The 24,278-nt window shown below is 54.1% G+C and carries 26 protein-coding genes and 1 pseudogene; 15 read left to right on the forward strand and 12 right to left on the reverse strand.

All coding sequences use genetic code 11. The features are described from left to right. Window positions 1-21 precede the first annotated feature (21 nt). Together uvrC and uvrY are read right to left on the reverse strand one after the other, a co-directional pair. On the reverse strand, window positions 22-1,854 hold the full coding sequence (gene uvrC, locus FDW98_RS07345; RefSeq protein ID WP_096757489.1) for an excinuclease ABC subunit UvrC: 1,833 nt from the start codon (window positions 1,852-1,854) through the stop codon (window positions 22-24). Beyond that, window positions 1,851-2,507 (reverse strand): UvrY/SirA/GacA family response regulator transcription factor, encoded by a 657-nt coding sequence (gene uvrY, locus FDW98_RS07350; protein WP_096757490.1) that lies wholly within the window; start codon window positions 2,505-2,507, stop codon window positions 1,851-1,853. The genes uvrC and uvrY overlap by 4 nt, the downstream gene beginning before the upstream one ends. A 358-nt stretch (window positions 2,508-2,865) precedes the next feature. Here uvrY and FDW98_RS23805 point away from each other — a divergent pair. Both FDW98_RS23805 and FDW98_RS07355 read left to right on the forward strand, forming a co-directional pair. Next, window positions 2,866-2,979 (forward strand): annotated as a pseudogene (locus FDW98_RS23805) (hypothetical protein); the annotation flags it as partial. After that, on the forward strand, window positions 2,966-3,190 hold the full coding sequence (locus FDW98_RS07355) for a DUF2594 family protein (RefSeq protein ID WP_096757491.1): 225 nt from the start codon (window positions 2,966-2,968) through the stop codon (window positions 3,188-3,190). The pseudogene FDW98_RS23805 and the gene FDW98_RS07355, both read left to right, overlap by 14 nt. A gap of 66 nt (window positions 3,191-3,256) precedes the next feature. On the opposite strand, the gene sdiA is transcribed toward FDW98_RS07355, so the two are convergent. From sdiA to FDW98_RS07395, 8 genes are all read right to left on the reverse strand, one after another. Next, entirely contained in the window at window positions 3,257-3,979 is a 723-nt protein-coding gene (sdiA, locus tag FDW98_RS07360) for a transcriptional regulator SdiA (RefSeq protein ID WP_096757492.1), read from the reverse strand. A 232-nt stretch (window positions 3,980-4,211) separates the two neighbouring features. Beyond that, complete coding sequence (tcyN, locus tag FDW98_RS07365) at window positions 4,212-4,964, reverse strand: L-cystine ABC transporter ATP-binding protein TcyN (protein WP_096757493.1); 753 nt, start codon at window positions 4,962-4,964, stop codon at window positions 4,212-4,214. Next, complete coding sequence (gene tcyL / locus FDW98_RS07370; RefSeq protein WP_096757494.1) at window positions 4,961-5,629, reverse strand: cystine ABC transporter permease; 669 nt, start codon at window positions 5,627-5,629, stop codon at window positions 4,961-4,963. The genes tcyN and tcyL overlap by 4 nt, the downstream gene beginning before the upstream one ends. 21 nt (window positions 5,630-5,650) lie before the next feature. Continuing rightward, window positions 5,651-6,637, reverse strand: coding sequence for a D-cysteine desulfhydrase (dcyD, locus tag FDW98_RS07375; protein ID WP_096757495.1), 987 nt, complete (start codon window positions 6,635-6,637; stop codon window positions 5,651-5,653). Window positions 6,638-6,744: 107 nt separating this feature from the next. Beyond that, the gene (gene tcyJ, locus FDW98_RS07380; protein WP_096757496.1) at window positions 6,745-7,545 is read right to left on the reverse strand and encodes a cystine ABC transporter substrate-binding protein; all 801 of its coding nucleotides are present in this window, start codon (window positions 7,543-7,545) and stop codon (window positions 6,745-6,747) included. Between the two features lie 100 nt (window positions 7,546-7,645). Further along, the gene (gene fliZ, locus FDW98_RS07385; RefSeq protein ID WP_096757497.1) at window positions 7,646-8,197 is read right to left on the reverse strand and encodes a flagella biosynthesis regulatory protein FliZ; all 552 of its coding nucleotides are present in this window, start codon (window positions 8,195-8,197) and stop codon (window positions 7,646-7,648) included. A 57-nt stretch (window positions 8,198-8,254) separates the two neighbouring features. Then, on the reverse strand, window positions 8,255-8,974 hold the full coding sequence (locus FDW98_RS07390; RefSeq protein WP_096757498.1) for an RNA polymerase sigma factor FliA: 720 nt from the start codon (window positions 8,972-8,974) through the stop codon (window positions 8,255-8,257). Window positions 8,975-9,136: 162 nt separating this feature from the next. After that, the gene (locus FDW98_RS07395) at window positions 9,137-10,633 is read right to left on the reverse strand and encodes a FliC/FljB family flagellin (RefSeq protein WP_096757499.1); all 1,497 of its coding nucleotides are present in this window, start codon (window positions 10,631-10,633) and stop codon (window positions 9,137-9,139) included. Between the two features lie 255 nt (window positions 10,634-10,888). On the opposite strand from FDW98_RS07395, the gene fliD reads away from it, so the two are divergent. From fliD to amyA, 4 genes are all read left to right on the forward strand, one after another. After that, a complete protein-coding gene (gene fliD, locus FDW98_RS07400) occupies window positions 10,889-12,292 on the forward strand; it encodes a flagellar filament capping protein FliD (protein WP_096757501.1) in 1,404 nt (467 codons plus the stop codon). A 15-nt stretch (window positions 12,293-12,307) separates the two neighbouring features. Then, window positions 12,308-12,715 carry a flagellar export chaperone FliS gene (gene fliS, locus FDW98_RS07405; protein ID WP_096757502.1) on the forward strand — a complete coding sequence of 136 codons (408 nt, stop codon included), beginning with the start codon at window positions 12,308-12,310 and terminating at the stop codon, window positions 12,713-12,715. Next, complete coding sequence (gene fliT / locus FDW98_RS07410; protein WP_096757503.1) at window positions 12,715-13,083, forward strand: flagella biosynthesis regulatory protein FliT; 369 nt, start codon at window positions 12,715-12,717, stop codon at window positions 13,081-13,083. Before fliS ends, fliT begins: the two co-directional genes overlap by 1 nt. 71 nt (window positions 13,084-13,154) lie before the next feature. Further along, on the forward strand, window positions 13,155-14,642 hold the full coding sequence (gene amyA, locus FDW98_RS07415) for an alpha-amylase (RefSeq protein ID WP_096757504.1): 1,488 nt from the start codon (window positions 13,155-13,157) through the stop codon (window positions 14,640-14,642). A 39-nt stretch (window positions 14,643-14,681) separates the two neighbouring features. Here amyA and yedD read toward each other — a convergent pair whose 3' ends face one another. Then, a complete protein-coding gene (gene yedD, locus FDW98_RS07420) occupies window positions 14,682-15,095 on the reverse strand; it encodes a lipoprotein YedD (RefSeq protein ID WP_096757505.1) in 414 nt (137 codons plus the stop codon). Window positions 15,096-15,280: 185 nt separating this feature from the next. On the opposite strand from yedD, the gene yedE reads away from it, so the two are divergent. Both yedE and yedF read left to right on the forward strand, forming a co-directional pair. Continuing rightward, window positions 15,281-16,486 (forward strand): selenium metabolism membrane protein YedE/FdhT, encoded by a 1,206-nt coding sequence (gene yedE / locus FDW98_RS07425; protein ID WP_096757506.1) that lies wholly within the window; start codon window positions 15,281-15,283, stop codon window positions 16,484-16,486. After that, window positions 16,483-16,716, forward strand: coding sequence for a sulfurtransferase-like selenium metabolism protein YedF (yedF, locus tag FDW98_RS07430; protein WP_000790504.1), 234 nt, complete (start codon window positions 16,483-16,485; stop codon window positions 16,714-16,716). Before yedE ends, yedF begins: the two co-directional genes overlap by 4 nt. Window positions 16,717-16,770: 54 nt before the next feature. On the opposite strand, the gene fliE is transcribed toward yedF, so the two are convergent. Beyond that, entirely contained in the window at window positions 16,771-17,085 is a 315-nt protein-coding gene (gene fliE, locus FDW98_RS07435; protein WP_045444321.1) for a flagellar hook-basal body complex protein FliE, read from the reverse strand. A gap of 216 nt (window positions 17,086-17,301) precedes the next feature. Here fliE and fliF point away from each other — a divergent pair, with 216 nt between their 5' ends. The 7 genes from fliF (at window position 17,302) to fliL (ending at window position 24,278) form a co-directional block, all read left to right on the forward strand. Next, the gene (gene fliF, locus FDW98_RS07440; protein WP_096757508.1) at window positions 17,302-18,972 is read left to right on the forward strand and encodes a flagellar basal-body MS-ring/collar protein FliF; all 1,671 of its coding nucleotides are present in this window, start codon (window positions 17,302-17,304) and stop codon (window positions 18,970-18,972) included. Next, window positions 18,965-19,960 carry a flagellar motor switch protein FliG gene (fliG, locus tag FDW98_RS07445; protein WP_048211311.1) on the forward strand — a complete coding sequence of 332 codons (996 nt, stop codon included), beginning with the start codon at window positions 18,965-18,967 and terminating at the stop codon, window positions 19,958-19,960. Before fliF ends, fliG begins: the two co-directional genes overlap by 8 nt. Beyond that, window positions 19,953-20,660, forward strand: coding sequence for a flagellar assembly protein FliH (gene fliH / locus FDW98_RS07450; protein ID WP_096757509.1), 708 nt, complete (start codon window positions 19,953-19,955; stop codon window positions 20,658-20,660). Before fliG ends, fliH begins: the two co-directional genes overlap by 8 nt. After that, window positions 20,660-22,030 (forward strand): flagellar protein export ATPase FliI, encoded by a 1,371-nt coding sequence (gene fliI / locus FDW98_RS07455; RefSeq protein ID WP_096757510.1) that lies wholly within the window; start codon window positions 20,660-20,662, stop codon window positions 22,028-22,030. Before fliH ends, fliI begins: the two co-directional genes overlap by 1 nt. A gap of 21 nt (window positions 22,031-22,051) precedes the next feature. After that, the gene (gene fliJ / locus FDW98_RS07460; protein WP_096757511.1) at window positions 22,052-22,495 is read left to right on the forward strand and encodes a flagellar export protein FliJ; all 444 of its coding nucleotides are present in this window, start codon (window positions 22,052-22,054) and stop codon (window positions 22,493-22,495) included. Further along, a complete protein-coding gene (gene fliK, locus FDW98_RS07465) occupies window positions 22,492-23,706 on the forward strand; it encodes a flagellar hook length control protein FliK (protein ID WP_096757512.1) in 1,215 nt (404 codons plus the stop codon). The genes fliJ and fliK overlap by 4 nt, the downstream gene beginning before the upstream one ends. Before the next feature lie 104 nt (window positions 23,707-23,810). Beyond that, window positions 23,811-24,278, forward strand: coding sequence for a flagellar basal body-associated protein FliL (gene fliL / locus FDW98_RS07470; protein ID WP_096757513.1), 468 nt, complete (start codon window positions 23,811-23,813; stop codon window positions 24,276-24,278).

Raw genomic sequence — 24,278 nt, forward strand, 5'->3', positions numbered from 1 at the left:
CCCTATGTTGCTACAGAGGGCCTAATGTTTCAACGAGTAGAAGATCTTTTCTGCCAGACCTTGCGAAATACCCGGCACTTTTGCAATTTCTTCGACACTTGCGTTACGAAGCCCTTGCAAACCGCCCATGTACTTTAGCAGCATCTGGCGACGTTTTGGTCCAACGCCCTCAATGGTTTCCAGGGTACTGGTGCTTTTCACCTTCGCCCGTTTTTTACGGTGTCCGCTGATAGCGTGATCGTGTGATTCATCGCGAATATGTTGAATCACGTGCAGCGCAGGCGAATCTGGCGGCAAGCTGAACCCCTCACCTTCCGGTTCAAAAAACAACGTTTCCAGGCCAGCTTTACGATCCGCCCCTTTTGCCACGCCAAGCAGGAGCGGATGGCTTTTATCCCAGGGCACATCCAGTTCAGCAAATACCGCTTTCGCCTGCCCCAGTTGACCTTTGCCACCGTCGATCAGAATAACGTCCGGGATCTTACTTGCTTCAATCGCCTTGCCATAACGGCGGCGCAGCACCTGATTCATCGCTGCATAATCATCACCGGGGGTAATGCCGGTAATATTATAGCGGCGGTATTCAGCACGTAGTGGTCCATTAGCATCGAAAACCACGCAGGAGGCTACCGTCTGCTCGCCCATGGTATGGCTGATGTCAAAGCACTCCATACGTTTAACCGCCGGTAGCTTCAGCACCGATGCCAGCGCCGTCAAACGTTGTGTAATGGTGGACTGCTGAGACAGTTTGGTGGTCAGCGCCGTTGCAGCATTGGTACGCGCCAGCTTCAGGTAGCGCGCGCGATCGCCACGCGGCTTCGTCTGGACGTTAATCCGCCGCCCAGCGAGCTCAGACAACGAATCGGCCAGCAGCGTTTTATCGCTCAGATTAAAATCGAGCAGGATCTCGCCGGGCAAGGTGCGCATCTGGCTGCCCTGTAAATAAAACTGTCCGACAAAGGTCTCGACCACTTCGCCCAGTTCCGTTCCCCCCGGTACTTTAGGAAAATAGCTGCGGCTACCCAGCACTTTTCCCTGACGGATAAACAAAACATGCACGCAGGCCATCCCGGCATCAAACGCCACGCCGATAACGTCAAGGTCATCTCCGGTGTTGGAAACAAACTGTTTTTCGGTGACACGGCGGACGGCCTGAATTTGGTCACGAATACGCGCGGCCTCTTCAAATTCCAGATTCTGACTGGCCTTTTCCATCCGGGCGATCAATTGCGTTAACACCTGATCATCTTTGCCGGACAAGAACAAGCGGACGTAGTCAACCTGCTGCGCGTACTCGTCTTCGCTCACCAGACCGGCGACGCAGGGACCGAGACAGCGGCCAATCTGATATTGCAGACAAGGGCGCGAGCGGTTGCGGTAGACACTGTTTTCGCACTGACGAATTGGGAAAATTTTCTGCAACAGTGCCAACGTTTCACGCACGGCATAGCCGTTAGGGAATGGACCGAAGTATTCGCCTTTGGCATGCTTCGCCCCACGATGCATCGCCAGGCGCGGGTGGGTATCACCGCTAAGAAAGATAAAGGGGTAAGACTTATCATCGCGTAACAGCACGTTGTAGCGCGGCTGGTACAGCTTGATGTAGTTATGCTCAAGCAACAACGCTTCGGTTTCAGTATGCGTCACCGTCACATCAATCTGCTGAATAAGCGCCACCAGCGCTTCTGTTTTACGCGACGCGAGGTTGCTGCGGAAGTAGCTGGAAAGCCGCTTTTTCAGATCCTTCGCTTTACCGACATAGATAACCGTCCCGGCGGCATCGTACATACGATAAACGCCGGGCTGGCTGGTGACGGTTTTCAGGAACGCTTTGGCATCAAACTGTTCGGTCACTGGCTTGTTAACGTCTCCGCATTACACAGGCCATGGCGAATTGCCAGGTGAGTCAGTTCTACGTCGCCGTGAATGTTTAATTTACTGAACATTCGATAGCGATAGCTGTTCACCGTTTTCGGACTGAGATTCAGCTGCTCCGAGATCTCATTGACCTTCTGGCCTTTGGTGATCATCAGCATAATCTGCAATTCGCGTTCAGACAAACTGGCAAACGGTGTTTCCGTTTTCTCCGGCTCAATTTGGCTGAGCGCCATCTGTTGAGCGATATCAGAAGCAATATAGCGCTGTCCGGAATAAACGGAGCGAATGGCGCTAACCACTTCCTGAGGTGCAGCGCCCTTGCTCAGATAACCTGCGGCCCCGGCCTGCATGACTTTTGCGGGCAATGGGTTTTCAGTATGAACGGTCAACATGATCACTTTTATGTCAGCCGTAGAACGCGCAATTTTACGTGTTGCTTCAAGCCCACCAATACCGGGCATATTCATGTCCATCAGCACGACGTCGGCGGAATTTGAGCGACACCATTTCACAGCATCTTCGCCGCAGCACGCTTCGCCGACAACTTTAATGCCTTTTATATCTTCAAGAATGCGTCGTATCCCTGCGCGCACCAGTTCATGGTCATCAACAAGAAAAACGTTGATCAAAGGAATATCTCCAGAATAGGGATAACGCTACCGATAGTTAATCGGTCCTATGTTAACGGGTTTTATCTCAACTTTGAAATGTAAAAAACATCCGTCTTCCGATTTTGCTCTCGTTTTTGGAAATTAGATTGTACGCCGCGTGGAAACATTCACTGCTGACGGCGTTCTGCCGGGGTTATATACGAATCGCTGTTTCAAAATGGTGACAAAAAAATCATATTCTTCAGTTGAATGCTAAATAGGCGGGCAAAGTTGTAACAATAATTAACGAGTAAAAAACTCGAAATATACAAAGAATGGAGAAAATATATGCACTGCAACATCTTGTTTATTTTAATGTCGCGGTTAATGTTTGTGCGAAAAACAGCCACTGATATTTTTAGCCGCGCTTATGGTATACTCCGCCGCCTTAACATTTGCCATCGCACTTTTTCATAGAGACATAACGAGGAAAATAAATGAGTACGCCTGATTTTTCCACTGCTGAGAATAATCAAGAACTGGCTAACGAAGTCACCTGCCTGAAAGCCATGTTAACGCTGATGCTGCAGGCAATGGGACAAGCCGATGCAGGCCGCGTGATTCTTAAGATGGAAAAACAGATCGCGCAGATTGAAGATCAATCCCAGGCGGCGGTATTTTCCAACACTGTTAAACAGATTAAACAGGCCTACCGCCAGTAATAAGAAACCGGCTGATAGCATTGCAATCAGCCGGTTTTGCGTCTGACACTCAGAACGACAACTTATTCAGATAAGCCCGGTCGCTGCAGCATAGCAGGCAATCTGCGTTTTGTTTGGTGCGTTAAACTTCTTCTGCATATTCTTCTGATGGAAGTTCACGGTATTTTCAGAAATCGACAGGATCATCGCTATTTCTGCCGACGTTTTTCCCTCTGCGGTCCATTTCAGTATTTCTTTCTCCCGCTTACTAAACCGCATCTCTGGCGCCATGACCATATCATCTTCCAGTCGCGTCAGGACGGAGAGACTCTCCCTTACCAGCAATTGCATTCTGAGTTCCACTTCATCCTGCGCAAAGCGGCCATTACGCACGCTCGCACACGAGACAGAAAGAAAACCCTGCGCCCGGTTCGGCAGCATTAAGCATTGCGTCATCCCCTTGCGTAAACCGTGATTACGCGCCGCATCCCAAAGCGGTTGTGCATCGCGAAATAAGGTATCGTCCCAGGGAAGATGGCCCTGTTTGAAGTTTTCTGGTTTAAGCACGGGGTCAATCGCGAGATAATTTTCGGACTGATAATGTGCCACCCACGCTTTGGGGTAAGTTGTATGAAGCGCCGTCTTAGGTCGGGTAAACGGCACGGGGTGACGAACACAAAGAGCGTAAAAATCGAACTCCAGATGCTGTGTCTGATGTTGTAATTCGGTATAGACGTCATCTGCCGTCGCCATTTCCTGAAAGCGTAACAGCATGCTCCGTCGCCAGGTGAAGAAATCGTGATCCTGCATACTAAGTGGTCATGTCCCTGAGATTGATAATCATCACAAATGAGAATGAAACAAACTAACACATAAATGTATTTTATATATGCAGATTATCGGACAAGAATGGATTTACTTGAGTATTACGCATAATCAGAGCAGGTTGATGCGACGCAGCGTTAATAATAAAGCAGTAATAATAAATAGTTATGCGGCTTGTGCTCACCAAAAATCTATTTCGGTGAGCACCGTAGGGTTATTATTGCATTAAGAATTTTTCCAGAAACTGACGCGTTCGCGGTTGTTGGGGCGCGGTAAACAGCGATTTTGCCGGTCCCTGCTCCACAATGCGCCCCTGATCCATAAATATCGCGCGGTCAGCAACGTCGCGCGCAAAGCTCATTTCATGCGTCACAATCACCATGGTGCGTTTTTCCTGCGCCAGTTGACGAATGGTATTCAGCACCTCGCCAACCAGTTCAGGATCGAGTGCTGACGTTGGTTCATCAAACAGGATCACCTCCGGGCGCATGGCCAACGCCCGGGCAATTGCCACGCGCTGCTGCTGTCCACCGGATAACCGACGCGGATAGCTGGTCTCTTTACCCGCCAGGCCCACCTTTGCCAGCAACTCACGTGCGCGCGCCGTTGCTTCGGCTTTCGGCTCTCCCTTCACAATCACCGGACCTTCAATAATGTTTTCCAGCACCGTACGGTGAGGAAACAAATTAAAGTTCTGGAACACAAACCCCACATGCTGGCGCAGCTGACGAATCAACCCTTTCTGCTGATTGAGTGAACGCGCCGTATCAATGGTAATGTCACCGACTTTAATCGTGCCCGCCTCAGGCTGTTCCAGCAGATTAATACTGCGCAGCAACGTGGTTTTCCCTGAGCCGCTAGGCCCGATAATCGCCACAACTTCACCGGGTTTTACCTCAAGATCGATACCGTGGAGCACCGTTTGCCCGTGAAATTTTTTCACCAGGTTTCTGACTTCGATCGCACTCATTTCGGCTCTCTCTCCTGGCGGTTCAGTTGTTCTTCAAAATAGTTCTGCAGTGCGGACAGCACCGTCGCCATTACCCAGTAAATCAGTGAGGCCGCCAGATACATGGTGAACACTTCCAGCGTACGTGAGGTGATCAACTGTGCCTGACGGAACAGTTCCGGTACCTGGATTGTCGCCGCCAGCGAGGTGTCTTTTACCAGGCTGATAAAGCTGTTGCTCAACGGCGGCAAAGCCACGCGCGCCGCCTGCGGCAGGATCGCCCGCCGCATGGTCTGCCAGCGTGTCATGCCGATACTGGCGCCCGCCTCCCACTGACCTTTATCAATCGAGGAGATAGCCGCACGCAGCGTTTCAGCCGCATACGCTGCGGTGTTCAGCGACAAACCAATCATCGCCGCCGGGATCGGGTCCAGCTCAATGCCAAACTGCGGCAGACCGTAGTAGATCATAAACAGTTGGGCGATAAGCGGTGTGCCGCGAAAAATAGAAATATAGACGCGCGCCAGCCAACGCACCGGCAGCAACGGCGACAGGCGCATCAGAGCGAGAATAAACCCCAGCACCAGACCAAAGAACATCCCACCGATACTCAGCTGCAGCGTAAATACCGCGCCTTTAAGCAGGAAGGGCAGTGAATCAACCACCAGTTGGATACTTTCTTGCATTAGCGTTTTTCTACCTTGCCATTACACGTGAGGATGGTAGGCAAACAGCGCAGGTGCCCCACCGGTATGAATAAACAGGACCGGACCTTCATCCTTGAAGCGCTTCTGGCTGATACCGTCAATCAGGCCCGCCATTGCTTTGCCGGTATACACCGGATCCAGCAAGATGCCTTCCAGACGCGCCAGCAGTTTCACCGCTTCCATGCCCTCTTCGTTTGGTGTGCCATAGCCCGGTGCAAAATAGTCATCCCATAACAGAATATCCGCCGAGGCGGTCAGTTCCAGTTCACGAGCCACGTCCTGCTGCAGGGTTACCACTTTTGGCTTTTGATCGGCGACGCTGCGCGAAACGGTCACCCCTATCAGCTCGACGTTGGGCATTAGCTGTTCCAGCCCCACCGCCAGACCCGCATGGGTGCCCGCGCTGCCTGAAGCCACCACCACAGAGGACAGCGCTACCGCGCCTTCGCACTGCTGGGCAATTTCCAGCGCACTTTCAACATAGCCCAGCGCGCCCAGCGCATTCGACCCGCCGACCGGGATCACATACGGTCGGAACCCCTGCGCTTCAATCCGCGTCGCCAGCGCCTGAAGTTGTGCATTCGGGTCGGTCAGCGCGTCGCACATTTCAACCTGGGTATTAAACAGATCTAACAACAGACGGTTACCGTTGCTGAGATAGTTTTCTGCCGTGGTGCCAATCGGGTTTTCCAGCAGCGCCACGCAGTGCAGCCCGAGCTTTGCCGCCACCGCCGCCGTCTGGCGCACGTGGTTCGACTGAATGGCCCCGGCGGTAATCAGCGTATCAGCCCCTTCGCGCAGCGCATCTGCCGCCAGGAACTCCAGCTTGCGCAGCTTATTGCCGCCCATCGCCATTGGCGTGACGTCATCGCGTTTAATAAAAATGTCGCGTCCGAGATAATCAGAGAAGCGCGGGAGATATTCGAGCGGCGTTGGCGCGCCAATAAATTCCAGACGTGGAAAGCGCGTTAAATTATGCAGCGGCATACAGCCTCCGGTATTCGTTGTGGTGATGTTCTTTTTATTATGCACGTTCAGGCGCAATGAAATAAAAAAAGGCGCTGTTAAAGGCGCCTTTTTTATCCGGATGACGATTATTTCGTCACATCCGCCCCAAACCATTTTTCAGACAGGGCTTTCAGGGTACCGTCTTTCTGCATCTCTGCAATGGCAGCATCGACCGCTTTCAGCAGATCGTCATTACCTTTACGCAATGCCACGCCGGATGCCTGGCGGGAGAAGGCTTCACCGGTCACGGCCAGCGTGTCTTTGGTTTTCTTCACCAGATCCAACGCGGCCAGACGATCAACCAGAATCGCATCGATACGACCGACGCGCAGATCCTGATATTTGGTCGGGTCATCATCATAGGTACGAATATCAACGCCCTGCACGTTCTGGCGCAGCCACTCTTCGTAGTTGGTACCCAGACCGACGCCGACTTTTTTGCCTTTCAGGTCAGCCGCGGTTTTAATCACGCCTTCGTTGCCTTTTTTCACCAGCGCCTGGATACCAGAGACCGTATATGGGGTAGAGAAATCGTATTTTTTCTGACGTTCGTCAGAGATGGTTACCTGGTTAATCACCACATCAATACGTTTGGAGTCTAAAGAGGCCAGCATGCCATCCCACTTGGTCGGCTTCAGCGTCGCTTTCACCCCGAGATGCTTGGCCAGTTCTTCGGCAAATTCGACTTCAAAACCGGTCAGCTTGCCGTCATCACCCTGAAAACTAAACGGGGGATAGGTCCCTTCCAGGCCCACCAACAGCGTACCGCGCTCTTTCACTTTATTTAACAGACCTTCGTCGGCAAATGTTTTTGCGCTCATACCGGCGACAAGTGCCACAGCCATTACACCCATCAGAGCCTGACGTCCCAGACGTGCTAATTTCATAGTTACCCCGAATATTGTCATTAGTGACTATCATTTATGACAGTAGTGTAGAGCGTTTACCGCTATTTACAAACACGACTCCGTTACACCTTATTCGTTTTTAATATATATCAGAACTGGCTGTCCAGGAGGATTTCTGCATCTGGCCGACAGGTGCATGCGCCTTGAACTGCTCATATTTGCGCAGCGCAATGCGGTAATTATTGGTGCTGGTCTCCGGCAGCCACGGGGCGAGGTTTTCGTCGAGGAAGCCTTCCTGCAGCAGGTCATGGGAGATGTTCTGTTCGGTCAGATGATTACCGAGGCGGCGCAGGCGAACCACATATTCGCGCACCGTGCCGTGGCTCATTTCGGTTTGTTCAAACAAAAACTGTTTAAACCCGATGATGTCAAAAAAGTCGCTCTGTTCTTTGCAGTGTAAATCACCGCAAAAACGGCATAACGCCACCCACTCTTTTTTCTCCTGCTCCCAGGCGGCGGCGTCCAGTAACATATCGAGCCGGGCAATAGCGATTTTATTCACAATCTGGCCGCGGCGGACCAGCGTGATCCTGTCGAGCAACTTATAGCAATGGGCGCAATGCGTCTGGCTGTGTTTGAAATCTTTGAGGTAGCGGCTTAGAGGCCGTCTTTTTGATTGCTGCACCGTCATGAGAACTCCTGGTAGTCAATTCGTTATGCGGCATTGTTCAGGGGCAATGATTACCCCCTATAGCTTACCCAGCTTGGTGCGTAGACGTTTGATGGCCTGACTGTGCAACTGGCTAACCCGTGACTCACCGACTTCCAGAACAGCACCAATCTCTTTCAGATTCAGCTCTTCCTGGTAATACAGCGTCAGCACCAGCTTTTCACGCTCCGGCAATGCGTCAATCGCATCCATCACGCGCTGGCGTAAATTGCCATCAAGCAGTTGCTGTAACGGGTTTTCTTGCTGGTTTTCTTCCGTCACCAGCTCAATACTATCGCCATGCTCTTCCCGCCACTCGTCGTAGGAGAAGAGTTGGCTGTTATTGGTATCAAGCAACATCTGACGATACTCTTGCACAGGAATAGCCAGACGCTCCGCCACTTCGGTTTCCGTCGCGTTACGCCCGAGTTCCTGCTCCAGTTGTCCCATCGCCTGTGCCACTTCGCGGGCATTGCGCCGAACGCTACGCGGCACCCAATCCCGGCTGCGTAGTTCATCCAGCATAGCCCCACGAATACGCTGCACTGCGTAAGTGGTAAATGCCGTTCCTTGCAGAGCGTCATATCGGTCAACTGCATTCAATAACCCGATGCCGCCCGCTTGTAGCAGGTCATCCAGTTCTACGCTCGCCGGCAAGCGCACCTGAAGGCGCAATGCTTCGTGACGCACCAACGGTACATAACGCTGCCACAGCGAGTGTTTATCCATTACACCTTCAGCGGTATACAGTGAATTCACGATAAACAGCCCTGCGTTAAATGAGTTATCGGCATGATTATCCGTTTCTGCAGGGGTTTTAATCGGGTGAATAGTGGGTGAAATAAGGGGTTATTTGAGGGTTACGGGTAAAGCGGAATGTAAAAAACCCCGCCGGAGCGGGGTTTGCGCGATAAGTGTAAATTAACGCAGCAGAGACAGAACGTTCTGCGTAGTCTGGTTTGCCTGCGCCAGAACAGAAGTCCCCGCCTGTTGCAGAATGTTTGCACGAGACATGTTGGACACTTCGGTCGCGTAGTCAGCATCTTCGATACGGCTACGGGCTTCAGACAGGTTGTTGACGGTGTTACCCAGGTTGGTAACGGTAGAGTTGAAACGGTTCTGTACCGCACCCAGGTCGGAACGCAGGTCAGCTACTTTAGACAGCGCCGCGTCGATTTTCGCCAGCGGGCTTTCGGTTTTCGCGGCAGCGACTTCGTTCAACGCAGTACCGGATTTGAAGTTGTGGTCTTTTACGCTGGACGCCAGGTACTGTTTACCACCTACGGTAGCGATTTCAGTTTTACCGTTCACACCACCAAACTGAACAGCTGCTTCTTTGCTAACACCTTTATCGTCGGTGTATGCAACAGTTTTAGCTGTGATTTTGCCGTCTTTATAATCAGCAGCGTAGTATTTGCCACCGTTTTCCAGAGCATAGCCGCCATCAATCACTTTGCCGTTTTTGTCTTCAAAAGACATTTTCACCAGAGTGGTGTTGGCAGCAGTTGCACCGGTAACACCTGCATCAACCAGCGCTTTTGCTGCATCAGTTGTAACTGGTTTCGCTGCCGGGGCATCAACAACCTGATTTTTGGTAACGGTTGTAGTTTCTGCTTTGGTAATGTTTGTATCTTTAGCACCAAAGCTTACAACACCAGTACCCGCATCGATTGTCGCCTTGTACATGCCGTTACCTTTAGCTGGATCTGTTTCATCCGAACCAGTAACGCTTATGTAATGCTGGCCATCTTTAAACTCAATCGTCGCCTTGCCTTGACCAGCAGTTCCTCCAACGTTAGTATCAATTGCCCCTTGAGCAGGTCCAGTAAGAGCAACACCGTCTTTATAGGTACCCGCACCTACAACTGTAGCACTAGTCTTATAACCATCCTGCACGCTCAGGCTATCCAGACCCAGCGTTTTGGAGTTGATTTCTTTCAGGTTGATATCGATGGTTTCGCCATCGTTGGCACCGACCTGGATAGTCAGGGTGTTGTCTTTCGCCAGTACTTTCACGCCGTTGAACTGGGTCTGACCGGATACGCGGTCGATTTCGTTCAGACGCTGAGTGATTTCAGCCTGGATGGAGTCGAGGTCAGACTGGGAGTTAGTACCGGTAGAAGACTGAACCGCCAGCTCACGAACACGCTGCAGGTTGTTGTTGATTTCAGACAGAGAACCTTCAGTGGTCTGCGCGATGGAGATACCATCGTTGGCGTTACGGGACGCCTGAGTCAGACCTTTGATGTTAGAGGTGAAGCGGTTAGCAATCGCCTGACCTGCAGCATCGTCTTTCGCGCTGTTGATACGCAGACCGGAAGACAGACGCTCGATAGCGGAGCTCAGGGAAGACTGAGATTTGTTCAGGTTGTTCTGGGTCAACAGCGACAGGCTGTTTGTATTGATGACTTGTGCCATGATCTTTTCCTTATCAATTACAACTTGATGTTATTGGGCCGTTGCCCACGGTTTCTGACCGTAACCCATGTATCGGCACGTTAATTTCGAACTTTAGAAAATTTTTAGTTTCCGCCCTCTTTTTTCTTAGCCGCGGAAATACCCTCTTTAATTGCCACTATTCCGGGCATTATTTTTGCAAAACTATTATTAAACTTTGCGCGCAGATTGCCGATAAAGCGGTTAACTACTGTTTGCAATCACAAGGAATTAGGCATGCCTTCATTTACATCACTGGGCGTTGGTTCGAACTTACCGCTGGATACATTGCTAACAAACTTAACAACCGCTGAGAAAAAGCGTTTAACGCCCATTACCCAGCAACAAAGCGCTAACACCTCGCGCTTGACCGCCTACGGCACGCTGAAAAGCGCGTTAGAAAAATTTCAGACGGCAAATACCGCACTCAACAGCGCCGATCTGTTTAAAAGCACCACGGCCACCAGCAGCACAGAAGATTTGAAAGTCAGCACCAGCGCAGGTGCCGCACCAGGGAAATACACCGTCAGCGTCAGCCAACTGGCGCAGGCACAGTCGTTATCGACTACGGCCAAAATTAGCTCGACGAAAGAACAATTAGGTGACACCAGCGTTGATGAACGCACCATCACAATTACGCAAGCCGGTCGTACAAAGCCGCTGGAAATCAAACTCGGCAAAGGTGAAACCTCGCTCGAGGATATTCGTGATGCGATTAATGATGCCGACAGCGGTATTTCGGCAAGCCTGGTAAAAATTAAAGAAGACGATTACCAGTTAGTGTTAACCGCTGAAAGCGGCACCGAGAGCGAAATGACCATCTCGGTGGATAAAGATGCAAAACTGAGCGAATTACTCTCCTATGACAGCAAAGCTGGCAGCGGGAAGATGAAACAGCTGGTTGGCGCGCAAAATGCGCAGTTGACCGTCAACGGCATCGATATTGAACGTCAAAGCAATACCGTGACCGACGCCCCGCAGGGCATTACGCTGCAGCTGACCAAAGAAATAAAAGATGCGTCCATCACGGTTGTCAAAAGTGATGAGAAAGCCACCGCGGCGATTAAAACCTGGGTGGATGCCTACAACTCGCTGGTCGATACCTTTGGCACGCTGACCAAATATAAAGAAGTCGAACCGGGCGAAGCGGCCAGCACCGATAACGGCGCGCTGCTGGGTGACAGCGTTTTACGTACCATTCAAAACGGTATCCGCGCACCGTTTGCCAACAGCGGTAGCGAATCCTCGTTTAAAACCATGTCTGAGATTGGCATTACCCAGGACGGCGGAACCGGTAAGCTGAAAATTGATGACGAAAAGCTGGCTAAGGCGCTGAAAGATAACACCGCAGCCACCCGTGAACTGCTGGTTGGCGATGGTAAAGAAAGCGGGATTACCACCAAGATTGCCACTGAAATTAAAGGTTATCTGGCCGATGACGGCATTATCGACAATGCACAAGACAATATTAACGCCAATCTGAAAATGCTGACCAAGCAGTATCTGAACGTAAGTAACAGCATTGACGAAGTGGTGGCGCGCTATAAAGCGCAGTTTACCCAGCTCGATTCCATGATGAGTAAGCTCAACGGCACCAGTACCTATCTGGGCCAACAATTTTCAGCGATGAACAATTCCTGATAACACGAGGTAAGCATGTATACCGCGAGCGGTACCAAAGCCTATGCACAGGTCAGCGTGGAAAGCGCCGTGATGAGCGCCAGCCCGCATCAGCTGATCGAAATGTTGTTTGATGGCGCGCACAGCGCGCTGGTGCGCGCTCGCCTGTTTATGCAACAGGGTGATATCGTCGCCAAAGGCGAGGCCTTAAGCAAAGCCATCAATATTATTGATAATGGCTTAAATGCCGGTTTGGATCATGAAAAAGGAGGTGAACTTGCCACTCATCTGTCTGCGCTATACGCATACATGGTCCGGCGTTTATTGCACGCAAATTTGAATAATGACTGTCAAGCAATTGAAGAAGTCGAAGGGTTGCTCGGCAACATTGCGGAAGCCTGGAAGCAGATCTCACCGAGTGCATCATCCCAGGAGTCGCGTTAATGACCTCAGCCGTGGAGTTTGTCAACCGTTGGCAGCGCATCGCGCTACTCAGTCACTCGCTGCTGGAACTGGCGCAGCGCGGTGAATGGGACCTTTTACTGGAACAGGAAGTTAGCTATCTGCAAAGTATTGAAGTGGTCATGGAAGACGAGGCTCCACCGGGCATTACGCGAGGTATTCAGAACATCGTGGCCGGGTATATTAAACAGACGCTGGATAATGAACAGTTACTCAAAGCATTGCTGCAACAGCGGCTGGATGAACTCAGTGGGCTTATTGGTCAGTCGACCCGCCAGAAGACGCTGAATAACGCCTATGGTCGTCTTTCCGGTATGCTGCTGGTACCCGACGCCCCTACCGCATCGTAATTTTTTCCCGTCTCGTCTGAATAATCTTCCATACTCCAGAGGTCGGCCAAACGACTTCTGGAGCACGGAAGATGAAAAATCCTACGTTATTGCAGTACTTCCACTGGTATTACCCTGAGGGCGGTCAGCTGTGGCCCGAACTTGCCGCACGCGCAGGCGGCCTCAACGATATCGGCATCAATATGGTGTGGCTGCCGCCCGCGTATAAAGGCGCGTCCGGTGGCTACTCGGTTGGCTACGACTCCTACGATCTGTTTGACCTCGGCGAGTTCGACCAAAAAGGCACCGTCGCCACCAAGTACGGTGATAAAAACCAGCTGCTGGCCGCCATTGATGCGCTGAAACACAACGACATTGCGGTACTGCTGGACGTGGTGGTCAACCACAAAATGGGGGCTGATGAGAAAGAGCACATTCGCGTCCAGCGCGTAAACACCGATGACCGCACGCAGATTGACGATGAGATTGTCGAATGCGAGGCCTGGACCCGCTACACCTTCCCGGCCCGCGCCGGGCAATATTCACAGTTTATCTGGGACTTTAAATGCTTCAGCGGCATCGACCATATTGAAAATCCCACCGAAGACGGCATTTTTAAAATCGTCAACGATTACACCGGAGAAGGCTGGAACGATCAGGTGGATGACGAACTCGGCAACTTTGACTACCTGATGGGCGAAAATATCGATTTTCGTAATCACGCCGTCACCGAGGAGATCAAATACTGGGCGCGCTGGGTGATGGATCAAACCCAGTGCGACGGCTTTCGCCTCGATGCCGTCAAGCATATCCCGGCCTGGTTTTATAAAGAGTGGATCGAACACGTGCAAGAGGTGGCCCCCAAACCGTTGTTTATCGTCGCTGAATACTGGTCCCATGAAGTCGACAAACTGCAAAACTACATCGACCAGGTGGAGGGGAAAACCATGCTGTTCGACGCCCCCCTGCAGATGAAGTTTCACGAGGCTTCACGTCAGGGACGCGATTATGACATGAGCCAGATCTTCACCGATACGCTGGTGGAAGCCGATCCGTTCCATGCGGTGACGCTGGTCGCCAATCACGACACCCAGCCGCTACAGGCGCTGGAGGCCCCGGTCGAACCGTGGTTTAAGCCGCTGGCCTACGCGCTGATCCTGCTGCGCGAAAACGGCGTGCCGTCGGTGTTCTACCCCGATCTGTACGGCGCGCATTATGAAGATACCGGCGGGGATGGCCAAACCTATCCCATCGACATGCCAATCATTGAACAGCTTGATGAACTGATTCTGGCCCGTCAGCGTTTCGCCCACGGCGTGCAAACGCTGTATTTTGATCACCCCAATTGCATCGCCTTTAGCCGCAGCGGTACCGACGACGACCCCGGCTGTGTGGTGGTGCTGTCCAACGGCGATGACGGCGAAAAAAGCATTGCGCTTGGCGCGAACTACGGCAATAAAACCTGGCGTGACTATCTGGGGAATCGCGAGGAAAGCGTGGTCACCGATGAAAACGGCGAAGCGACGTTTTTCTGCAACGGCGGCAGCGTCAGCGTGTGGGTGATTGCAGAGGTGTTGTAATCTTCTCCCCGGTAGCCGCGGACTACCGGGGTTAAACGCTTACGGCAGCGGCGTGGCCAACGGCGTTTTCTGTAACACCTCGGCGCATTCCTGCGTTGGGCGATCGACCCGTTGCAGCGTCATCCCGTCATATTCCAGCGTATTACCTTCGCGCTCAATCTCATACAGCTCACGCTTCACCGTCACGTTGGTGAGATCGCCGGAGAGCATCGTCAGTTTCCCCGGTAGCGCAATCACCCGCTGCCACTGGCGACAATCCAGCGTATCGCCCTCTTTGGTCACCACCAGCGAGGCGATAGCTTCCGGACTCACCAGCTTGCGCTGCGGACCTTTCGACTGCCAGTAGCCTTCCAGACCGGCAGGCGCGGGCGTTTTTACCACTTCGTTATAATTTTCAACTTCGGCGCATCCGCTAAGAAGCAGAAATGCACCAACGATTGCTAATTTTTTCATCATTCATCCTGCATGCGAAGAAAAGGGGATTGTGGCATTAAACCCCTGATGTCGCCAGCCTTTCGCGGCGGCGGATAAAGATTGATCTCGTCGGGATTACTTCTTATTGCTGATAGGCAAAAATGTGGATCGGTGTAATATCCACACTTCTTGTTACATACCTTCTGAGTTCAGAGGCAAAACGCATGTCATGGCAACACTTCAAACAGGCCTGGTTAATTAAATTTTGGGCTCCTGCCCCCGCGGTCATCGCGGCGGGTATTCTCTCCACTTACTATTTCGGCATTACGGGAACCTTCTGGGCGGTAACCGGCGAATTTACTCGCTGGGGCGGTCAAGTCCTGCAGCTGTTTGGCGTTCACGCCGAAGAGTGGGGTTACTACAAACTGATCCACCTCGAAGGCTCCCCGCTGACCCGCATCGACGGCATGATGATCCTCGGCATGTTCGGCGGTTGCTTTGCGGCGGCACTGTGGGCCAACAACGTGAAACTACGTATGCCACGTAGCCGGGTGCGCATTATGCAAGCCATTATCGGCGGGATAATCGCCGGTTTCGGCGCGCGTCTGGCGATGGGCTGTAACCTCGCGGCGTTCTTCACCGGGATCCCACAGTTCTCCCTGCATGCGTGGTTCTTTGCACTGGCCACCGCAATTGGCTCCTGGTTTGGCGCACGCTTCACCCTGCTGCCGATGTTCCGTATTCCGGTCAAAATGCAGAAAGTCTCTGCCGCCTCGCCGCTGACGCAAAAACCGGAGCAGGCGCGTCGGCGTTTTCGCCTCGGCATGCTGGTGTTTATCGGCATGATCGGCTGGGCGCTGCTCACCGCCATGGATAAACCCAAGCTCGGGTTAGCCATGCTGTTCGGCGTGGGATTCGGTCTGTTGATTGAACGGGCGCAAATCTGTTTCACCTCGGCATTTCGCGACCTGTGGATTTCCGGGCGCACCCATATGGCAAAAGCCATTATCTTCGGCATGGCGGTCAGCGCCATCGGTATCTTCAGCTACGTGCAACTGGGCGTGGAGGCGAAGATCATGTGGGCCGGTCCCAACGCGGTGATCGGCGGCTTGCTGTTTGGCTTCGGCATCGTACTGGCGGGCGGGTGTGAAACCGGCTGGATGTACCGCGCGGTGGAAGGCCAGGTGCATTACTGGTGGGTCGGTCTGGGCAACGTAATCGGCTCGACCATCCTGGCCTACTACTGGGATGACTTCGCCCCGGCGCTTGCCACCAGCTGGGATAAAGTGAACCTGCTCAACACCTTCGGTCCGCTCGGCGGCCTGCTGGTGACCTATCTACTGTTGTTTGCCGCGCTGATGCTGATCATCGGCTGGGAAAAACGTTTCTTCCGCCGTGCAGGGCTAGCGCCTGCTAAGGAATCCGCATGAAAAATATCGTCCCTGATTACCGTCTGGACATGGTGGGTGAACCGTGTCCCTACCCGGCTGTCGCCACGCTGGAAGCGATGCCGCAGCTGAAGAAAGGTGAAATTCTGGAAGTGGTGAGTGACTGCCCGCAGTCGATCAATAATATTCCGCTGGATGCGCGTAATCACGGCTATACGGTGCTGGATATTCAGCAGGATGGGCCAACCATTCGTTATTTGATTCAGAAGTAAGGGTTTGCCGGATAGCGTTGCGCTTATCCGGCCTACATTTCCTGCACGTTGTCCCTACACCTGCATCGACATCACTTCCTGATACGCCGACACCAGCTTGTTACGTACCTGAATCCCCATCTGCATTGAGACCGAGGCTTTTTGCATATCGGTCATCACATCATTCAGCGCAATGCCCGGCTCACCCAGGGTAAATTTTTCTGCCTGCACGCGGGATGCGGTTTGCACATCGCTGATGCGGTCCAACGCCGCATGCAGTTGACCGGCAAAACTCACGGTCGGTTGTGGCTGCATATCCTGCATTTTCGCTGACGTCGCCGTGGCCTGTAGCTGGCTGATGACCCCTTCAATCCCCTGTATTGCCGACATTCTGATCCCCTGGATGATTTTTCACGTAGCAGAGATTACCAGCTCGTCAATAAGATAAAGGCGCTAAATAACGATAAAAACCCCCGGTTTTTGGCGCATAGAAAAATTTAAAACCGCAAATAATGTGACGGTCAATTTTTCGAGTTTGCTGACCCGGGAGTGAGTCTTGTTCCACTTTGCAAAAAACGCCGTCCACGATAATCCACGAGGTGCGAGATGAGTGCGACAGCATCGACTGCAACCCCACTGAAACCTCTCGAGTGGTTAAATCGCCTGCGTGCGAATCCCAGAATCCCTCTGATTGTGGCGGGCGCGGCTGCCGTCGCGATCGTCGTGGCGATGGTATTGTGGGCCAAAGCGCCAGATTACCGCACGCTGTTCAGCAACCTCTCCGATCAGGACGGGGGCGCCATCGTCACCCAACTGACGCAGATGAACGTGCCCTATCGTTTCACCGAGGGAAGCGGCGCCATCGAAGTTCCCGCGGATAAAGTACATGAACTGCGTTTGCGTCTGGCCCAGCAAGGTCTGCCGAAAGGCGGCGCGGTGGGTTTTGAACTGCTGGACCAGGAAAAATTTGGTATCAGCCAGTTTAGCGAACAGGTGAATTACCAGCGTGCGCTGGAAGGCGAACTGGCGCGCACCATTGAAACGCTCGGACCGGTTAAACGCGCCCGCGTCCATCTGGCCATGCCGAAGCCATCATTATTTGTCCGTGAGCAAAAATCCCCTTCCGCCTCCGTTACCGTAAATCTGGAACCGGGTCGGGCGCTGGATGAAGGTCAAATTAGCGCGGTTACCCATCTGGTCTCCAGCGCCGTGGCCGGTTTACCGCCGGGTAACGTCACGCTGGTCGATCAGGCCGGTCATCTGTTAACCCAGTCGAACACCAGCAGCCGTGACCTGAACGATGCGCAGCTGAAATACGCCAGCGACGTCGAAGGCCGCGTTCAGCGTCGTATCGAATCGATCCTGTCACCAATCGTCGGTAACGGTAACGTCCACGCGCAGGTCACCGCACAGCTGGATTTTGCCAATAAAGAGCAAACCGAAGAACAGTACAGCCCGAATGGTGATGAATCGCAGGCTGTACTGCGTTCGCGCCAGCTCAACGTCAGCGAGCAAATAGGAAGCGGCGCACCGGGCGGCGTACCGGGCGCCCTGTCGAATCAGCCTGCACCGGCGAATACTGCGCCGATCAATACGCCACCGGCTAATCAGCAAAATGCGCAAACCGCGCAGACAGCCAATAACGCGAATACCGGCCCTCGTAGTACTCAGCGCAATGAAACCAGCAACTATGAAGTCGACCGCACCATTCGTCATACCAAAATGAACGTCGGCGACGTGCAGCGTCTTTCCGTGGCGGTGGTGGTCAACTATAAAACCTTGCCGGACGGTAAACCGCTGCCGCTGACCGCCGATCAGATGAAACAGATCGAGGATCTGACCCGCGAAGCCATGGGCTTCTCCGATAAGCGCGGCGATACCCTGAACGTGGTGAACTCACCCTTCACGGCAACCGACGACGCGGGCGGTGAACTGCCATTCTGGCAACAGCAGTCCTTTATTGAGCAGTTGATGGTTGCCGGACGCTGGTTGCTGGTGCTGCTGGTGGCCTGGATCCTGTGGCGTAAAGCGGTCCGTCCGCAGCTGGCCCGCCGTAGCGAAGAGGCGAAAGTCGCACAGGAACAAACGCGCGTGCGTCAGGAAACCGAAGAAGCGGTAGAAGTTCGTCTCAGCAAGGACGAACAGACCCAGCAGCGTCGTACGAACCAGCGCCTGGGCGCAGAAGTCATGAGCCAGCGTATTCGTGAAATGTCAGATAACGATCCGCGCGTTGTGGCGCTGGTCATCCGCCAGTGGATAAATAACGAACATGAGTAATCTAAGCGGCACCGATAAAAGCGTCATTTTACTGATGACCATTGGCGAAGATCGCGCGGCAGAGGTGTTTAAGCATCTGTCGACGCGTGAAGTGCAGGCCCTCAGTACGGCGATGGCCAACGTGCGCCAGATTTCCAACAAGCAACTCACCGAGGTGCTGGCCGAGTTTGAACAAGAAGCCGAGCAGTTTGCGGCGCTGAACATTAACGCCAACGAATATCTGCGCTCGGTGCTGGTGAAAGCGCTGGGTGAAGAGCGCGCCTCCAGCCTGCTGGAAGATATTCTGGAAACCCGCGATACCACCAGCGGCATCGAAACGCTCAACTTTATGGAGCCGCAAAGCGCCGCCGACCTTATTCGCGACGAGCACCCGCAGATCATCGCCACCATTCTGGTACACCTCAAACGGGGCCAGGCGGCCGATATTCTGGCGCTGTTCGACGAGCGTTTACGCCACGATGTAATGTTACGTATTGCCACCTTCGGCGGCGTGCAGCCGGCCGCGCTGGCGGAGCTGACCGAAGTGCTGAACGGCCTGCTCGACGGCCAGAACCTGAAGCGCAGCAAAATGGGCGGCGTGAGAACGGCAGCAGAGATTATCAACCTGATGAAAACGCAGCAGGAAGAAGCGGTCATTACCGCCGTGCGCGAATTCGACGGCGAACTGGCACAGAAAATTATCGACGAGATGTTCCTGTTCGAAAACCTGGTGGACGTCGACGACCGCAGTATCCAGCGCCTGCTGCAGGAAGTGGATTCCGAGTCGCTGCTGATCGCCCTGAAAGGTGCCGAACAGCCGCTGCGCGAGAAATTCCTGCGCAATATGTCGCAACGTGCCGCCGATATTCTGCGCGACGACCTCGCCAACCGTGGTCCGGTACGTCTGTCGCAGGTAGAAAACGAACAGAAAGCAATTCTGCTGATTGTGCGTCGCCTGGCGGAAACCGGCGAGATGGTGATCGGCAGCGGCGAGGATACCTATGTCTAACGACCTGCCGTGGAAAGTCTGGACCCCGGACGACCTCGCGCCACCGATGGCGGCGTTCGTGCTGGCCGACGACAGCAGCCCCTTGCCGACGGACGACGCGGAAGAACCGCAGCTGTCCGCTGAACAACAGCTCGAGCAACAGTTGGCACAGCTGCAGTTGCAGGCGCATGAACAAGGCTATAACGCCGGCCTGGCTGAAGGTCGGCAAAAAGGCCATGAGCAGGGTTATCAGGACGGGTTAGCGCAGGGGCTGGAGCAAGGTCAGACGCAGGCCCGCACACAGCATGCGCCCATTCACGCCCGCATGCAGCAGCTGGTGAGCGAGTTTCAAAATACGCTGGACGCGCTGGACAGCGTGATTGCCTCACGCCTGATGCAAATGGCGCTGGAAGCCGCGCGGCAGGTGATTGGCCAGACGCCGATCGTCGATAACGCCGCGCTGATTAAACAAATCCAACAGCTACTGCAGCAGGAGCCGCTGTTTAGCGGCAAACCCCAACTGCGCGTACATCCGGACGATCTCCAGCGCGTGGAAGAGATGCTCGGCGCCACCCTCAGCCTGCACGGCTGGCGACTGCGCGGCGACCCAACCCTGCATCATGGCGGGTGTAAAGTCTCGGCCGACGAAGGCGATTTGGATGCCAGCGTCGCCACGCGCTGGCAGGAACTCTGCCGTCTGGCCGCACCGGGAGTCGTGTAATGACCACCCGTCTGACCCGCTGGCTCACCTCGCTGGATAACTTCGAAGAGAAAATGTCGCTGCTGCCGTCGGTACGACGCTACGGGCGTTTGACCCGCGCCACCGGCCTGGTGCTGGAAGCCACAGGCTTACAGCTGCCGCTGGGCGCCACCTGCGTGATTGAGCGTCAGAACGGCAACGACACTCAGGAAGTCGAAAGCGAAGTGGTCGGTTTTAACGGCCAGCGTCTGTTTTTGATGCCGCTCGAAGAAGTCGAAGGCGTTCTGCCTGGCGCGCGCGTGTACGCGAAAAACATTGCCGGTGAAGGCCTGCAAAGTGGCAAGCAGTTGCCGCTGGGCCCCGCCCTGCTTGGTCGCGTGCTCGACGGCAGCGGAAAACCGCTCGACGGTCTGCCTGCGCCCGACACCACGGAAACCGGGGCGTTAATTACACCCCCCTTTAACCCGCTACAACGTACCGCCATTGAGCACGTGCTGGATACCGGTGTGCGCCCCATCAATGCGCTGCTAACCGTCGGTCGCGGCCAGCGTATGGGCCTGTTCGCCGGTTCCGGTGTGGGTAAAAGCGTCCTGCTCGGCATGATGGCGCGCTATACCCAGGCCGATGTCATTGTCGTTGGGCTGATTGGCGAGCGTGGTCGTGAAGTAAAAGACTTTATTGAAAATATTCTCGGTGCCGACGGTCGCGCACGCTCGGTGGTGATTGCCGCCCCTGCGGACGTCTCCCCATTATTACGTATGCAGGGCGCCGCCTATGCCACGCGTATTGCCGAAGATTTTCGCGATCGCGGGCAGCACGTCCTGCTGATTATGGACTCCCTCACCCGCTACGCGATGGCACAGCGTGAAATCGCACTGGCTATCGGTGAACCGCCCGCCACCAAAGGCTATCCGCCCTCGGTGTTCGCCAAATTACCGGCGCTGGTGGAACGTGCCGGGAACGGTATTCACGGTGGCGGTTCGGTTACCGCATTTTATACCGTGCTGACCGAGGGCGATGACCAGCAGGATCCTATTGCCGATTCCGCGCGTGCGATCCTCGACGGACACATTGTGCTGTCCCGTCACCTGGCGGAGGCGGGTCATTATCCGGCCATTGATATCGAAGCCTCAATCAGCCGTGCAATGACCTCGCTCATCAGCGAAAAACACTATGCGCGGGTGCGTAATTTTAAACAGCTGCTGTCCAGTTTCCAGCGTAACCGTGATTTAGTCAGCGTGGGTGCATATGCCAAAGGCAGCGACCCGATGCTGGATAAAGCCATCGCCTTGTGGCCGCAGCTGGAGGCATTTTTACAGCAAGGGATCTTTGAACGGGCCGACTGGGAAGATTCCCTGCAGGCGCTGGATCTGATTTTCCCTGGGGTGTGATTAAGCAGGAGAGCATAGGTCATGGCACAACATGGTGCACTGGCAACACTAAAAGATCTGGCTGAAAAAGAGGTCGATGACGCCGCTATCTTATTAGGCGAAATGCGGCGCGGCTGTCAGCAGGCAGAAGAACAGTTAAAGATGCTGATCGACTACCAGCACGAGTATCGCACCAATCTTAATAGCGATATGGGTCAGGGGATCACCAGTAACCGCTGGATCAACTACCAGCAATTTATTCAGACGCTGGAAAAAGCGATCGAGCAACATCGCCAACAGCTGAATCAGTGGACACAGAAAGTTGACCTGGCGCTGAGCAGTTGGCGCGATAAAAAACAACGGCTGCAGGCCTGGAAAACCCTACAGGACCGACAAACCACGGCGGCCTTACTGGCTGAAAACCGCCTGGATCAGAAAAAAATGGATGAATTTGCTCAGCGCGCAGCTATGAGGAAACCCGAATGATTACGATACCGCAACTGATTACTACCGACATCGACGTTGCCGCAGGGCTTCCGTCAGGAAAGGCGGTGGATTCAGCCGAAAATTTTTTAGCCCTACTGGCTGGCGCGTTAGGCGCGGACAACACGCAGGGAAAAGATACCCCGCTGTCTCTGGCCGATCTTCAGGCTGCGGGCAGCAAACTGCAAAAAGGGTTGCTGCAAACACAGGGCGATAACGGCCAGGCCGTGAAGCTTACGGATCTGCTGGCACAAAAAGGTGGGCAAACGGACGTAACGCTTACCGACCTGACCGATGCCCGGCAATTGCTGTCGGCACTCACGCCGTCGCTGAAGGTGAATGCCCTGACGGCGACAGGCAAATCAGCCCAGTTGGACGAAAAGACCACCACGCTCAGCGATGAGGATCTGGCAAACCTCAGCGCACTGTTTGCTATGCTGCCGGGCCAGCCCATCACCACGCCAGTCGGTGAAGCCGCTTCTGCCCCGGCAGACGCCACCCTGACCACGCTGTTGCGCAGCAATACGTCCGGCAGTACGGCAGATAACCGCGTCGAACTGACGTCTGGTGAGGTGAAAAAAGGCAAGGCCGATGTCGCGATGCACGCCGCTGACACCGACCAGACCCGCAATCCGACCTTAACCCCACTGACGGCGGCGGCAACCGCCCGCGCGGAGATGGAGAGCACCCCGTCCCCGGTAAGCGTTGGTGCGGTAATTACGCCACCGGCTGGCGCACAAACGCACGCCCAGCCGCTCCCTGCCGCCGTACCGGTACTGAGTGCCCCGCTGGGTAGCCACGAATGGCAGCAATCACTAAGCCAGCACGTCACGCTGTTCACCCGTCAGGGCCAACAAAGCGCGGAACTGCGCTTACATCCACAGGACCTGGGCCAGGTGCAAATCTCCCTCAAGCTGGATGACAACCAGGCGCAATTGCAAATGGTGTCACCACATAGCCACGTGCGCGCCGCGCTGGAAGCGGCATTGCCGATGCTGCGGACTCAGTTGGCAGAAAGCGGGATCCAGTTGGGGCAAAGCAGCATCAGCAGCGAAAGCTTCGCTGGCCAGCAGCAGTCTTCTGCTCAGCAGCAACAGGCGGGGCGCACTCAGGGACAAGACATTTTTGCCAGCGAAGATGACACCGCTCTGGCCGCGCCTGCCTCACTGCAGGCCGCCGCACGCGGTAACGGCGCAGTAGACATCTTCGCCTAACGCCAGAGGTAGCATGATTATCCGCGTCTTTTCCACGCTTTGTCGGGGACAGGACACGGGATAATCAGCCCATAAGCTGTACCGAAACAGGAAGCCCGTATCTGATGACTGACTCCGCGATTAACAAAAAGAGTAAACGCGCTATTTGGATCCCTCTGCTGGTGTTAATTACCCTCGCCGCCTGCGCAACTGCGGGATATAGCTACTGGCGTATGCATCAGCAGCCGTCCGCCAGCGTTAGCGCGGAACCGGCCCCACCGCCAGCCCCGGTGTTTTTTGCGCTGGATACATTTACCGTCAATCTGGGTGATGCGGATCGCGTGCTGTATATCGGGGTCACGCTGCGTATGAAGGACGAAGCGACGCGCGCGCGCCTGAGCGAATATCTGCCGGAAGTGCGCAGCCGTTTGCTGCTACTGTTCTCACGGCAGAATGCCGCCACGCTCGCCACCGAACAAGGTAAGCAGCAGTTGATCGCCGCCATCAAAGAGACGCTCGCGACTCCGCTCGTTGTCGGGCAGCCGAAACAGGTTGTCACCGACGTTCTTTATACAGCTTTTATTCTGCGGTAA

The sequence above is a fragment of the Citrobacter sp. wls711 genome (assembly GCF_005281055.1).
Lineage (GTDB): Bacteria > Pseudomonadota > Gammaproteobacteria > Enterobacterales > Enterobacteriaceae > Citrobacter > Citrobacter gillenii.

Coding starts and splice junctions, on each gene's coding strand:
- dcyD (WP_096757495.1), bottom strand. CDS start 6,637: ATGCCGCTGCATAATTTAACGCGCTTTCCACGTCTGGAATTTATTGGC.
- FDW98_RS07355 (WP_096757491.1), top strand. CDS start 2,966: ATGAGTACGCCTGATTTTTCCACTGCTGAGAATAATCAAGAACTGGCT.
- fliI (WP_096757510.1), top strand. CDS start 20,660: ATGACCACCCGTCTGACCCGCTGGCTCACCTCGCTGGATAACTTCGAA.
- fliZ (WP_096757497.1), bottom strand. CDS start 8,197: ATGACGGTGCAGCAATCAAAAAGACGGCCTCTAAGCCGCTACCTCAAA.
- fliH (WP_096757509.1), top strand. CDS start 19,953: ATGTCTAACGACCTGCCGTGGAAAGTCTGGACCCCGGACGACCTCGCG.
- fliS (WP_096757502.1), top strand. CDS start 12,308: ATGTATACCGCGAGCGGTACCAAAGCCTATGCACAGGTCAGCGTGGAA.
- FDW98_RS07395 (WP_096757499.1), bottom strand. CDS start 10,633: ATGGCACAAGTCATCAATACAAACAGCCTGTCGCTGTTGACCCAGAAC.
- tcyN (WP_096757493.1), bottom strand. CDS start 4,964: ATGAGTGCGATCGAAGTCAGAAACCTGGTGAAAAAATTTCACGGGCAA.
- yedF (WP_000790504.1), top strand. CDS start 16,483: ATGAAAAATATCGTCCCTGATTACCGTCTGGACATGGTGGGTGAACCG.
- yedE (WP_096757506.1), top strand. CDS start 15,281: ATGTCATGGCAACACTTCAAACAGGCCTGGTTAATTAAATTTTGGGCT.
- fliG (WP_048211311.1), top strand. CDS start 18,965: ATGAGTAATCTAAGCGGCACCGATAAAAGCGTCATTTTACTGATGACC.
- sdiA (WP_096757492.1), bottom strand. CDS start 3,979: ATGCAGGATCACGATTTCTTCACCTGGCGACGGAGCATGCTGTTACGC.
- tcyL (WP_096757494.1), bottom strand. CDS start 5,629: ATGCAAGAAAGTATCCAACTGGTGGTTGATTCACTGCCCTTCCTGCTT.
- fliK (WP_096757512.1), top strand. CDS start 22,492: ATGATTACGATACCGCAACTGATTACTACCGACATCGACGTTGCCGCA.
- fliE (WP_045444321.1), bottom strand. CDS start 17,085: ATGTCGGCAATACAGGGGATTGAAGGGGTCATCAGCCAGCTACAGGCC.
- yedD (WP_096757505.1), bottom strand. CDS start 15,095: ATGAAAAAATTAGCAATCGTTGGTGCATTTCTGCTTCTTAGCGGATGC.
- fliL (WP_096757513.1), top strand. CDS start 23,811: ATGACTGACTCCGCGATTAACAAAAAGAGTAAACGCGCTATTTGGATC.
- amyA (WP_096757504.1), top strand. CDS start 13,155: ATGAAAAATCCTACGTTATTGCAGTACTTCCACTGGTATTACCCTGAG.
- fliT (WP_096757503.1), top strand. CDS start 12,715: ATGACCTCAGCCGTGGAGTTTGTCAACCGTTGGCAGCGCATCGCGCTA.
- tcyJ (WP_096757496.1), bottom strand. CDS start 7,545: ATGAAATTAGCACGTCTGGGACGTCAGGCTCTGATGGGTGTAATGGCT.
- fliJ (WP_096757511.1), top strand. CDS start 22,052: ATGGCACAACATGGTGCACTGGCAACACTAAAAGATCTGGCTGAAAAA.
- fliD (WP_096757501.1), top strand. CDS start 10,889: ATGCCTTCATTTACATCACTGGGCGTTGGTTCGAACTTACCGCTGGAT.
- fliF (WP_096757508.1), top strand. CDS start 17,302: ATGAGTGCGACAGCATCGACTGCAACCCCACTGAAACCTCTCGAGTGG.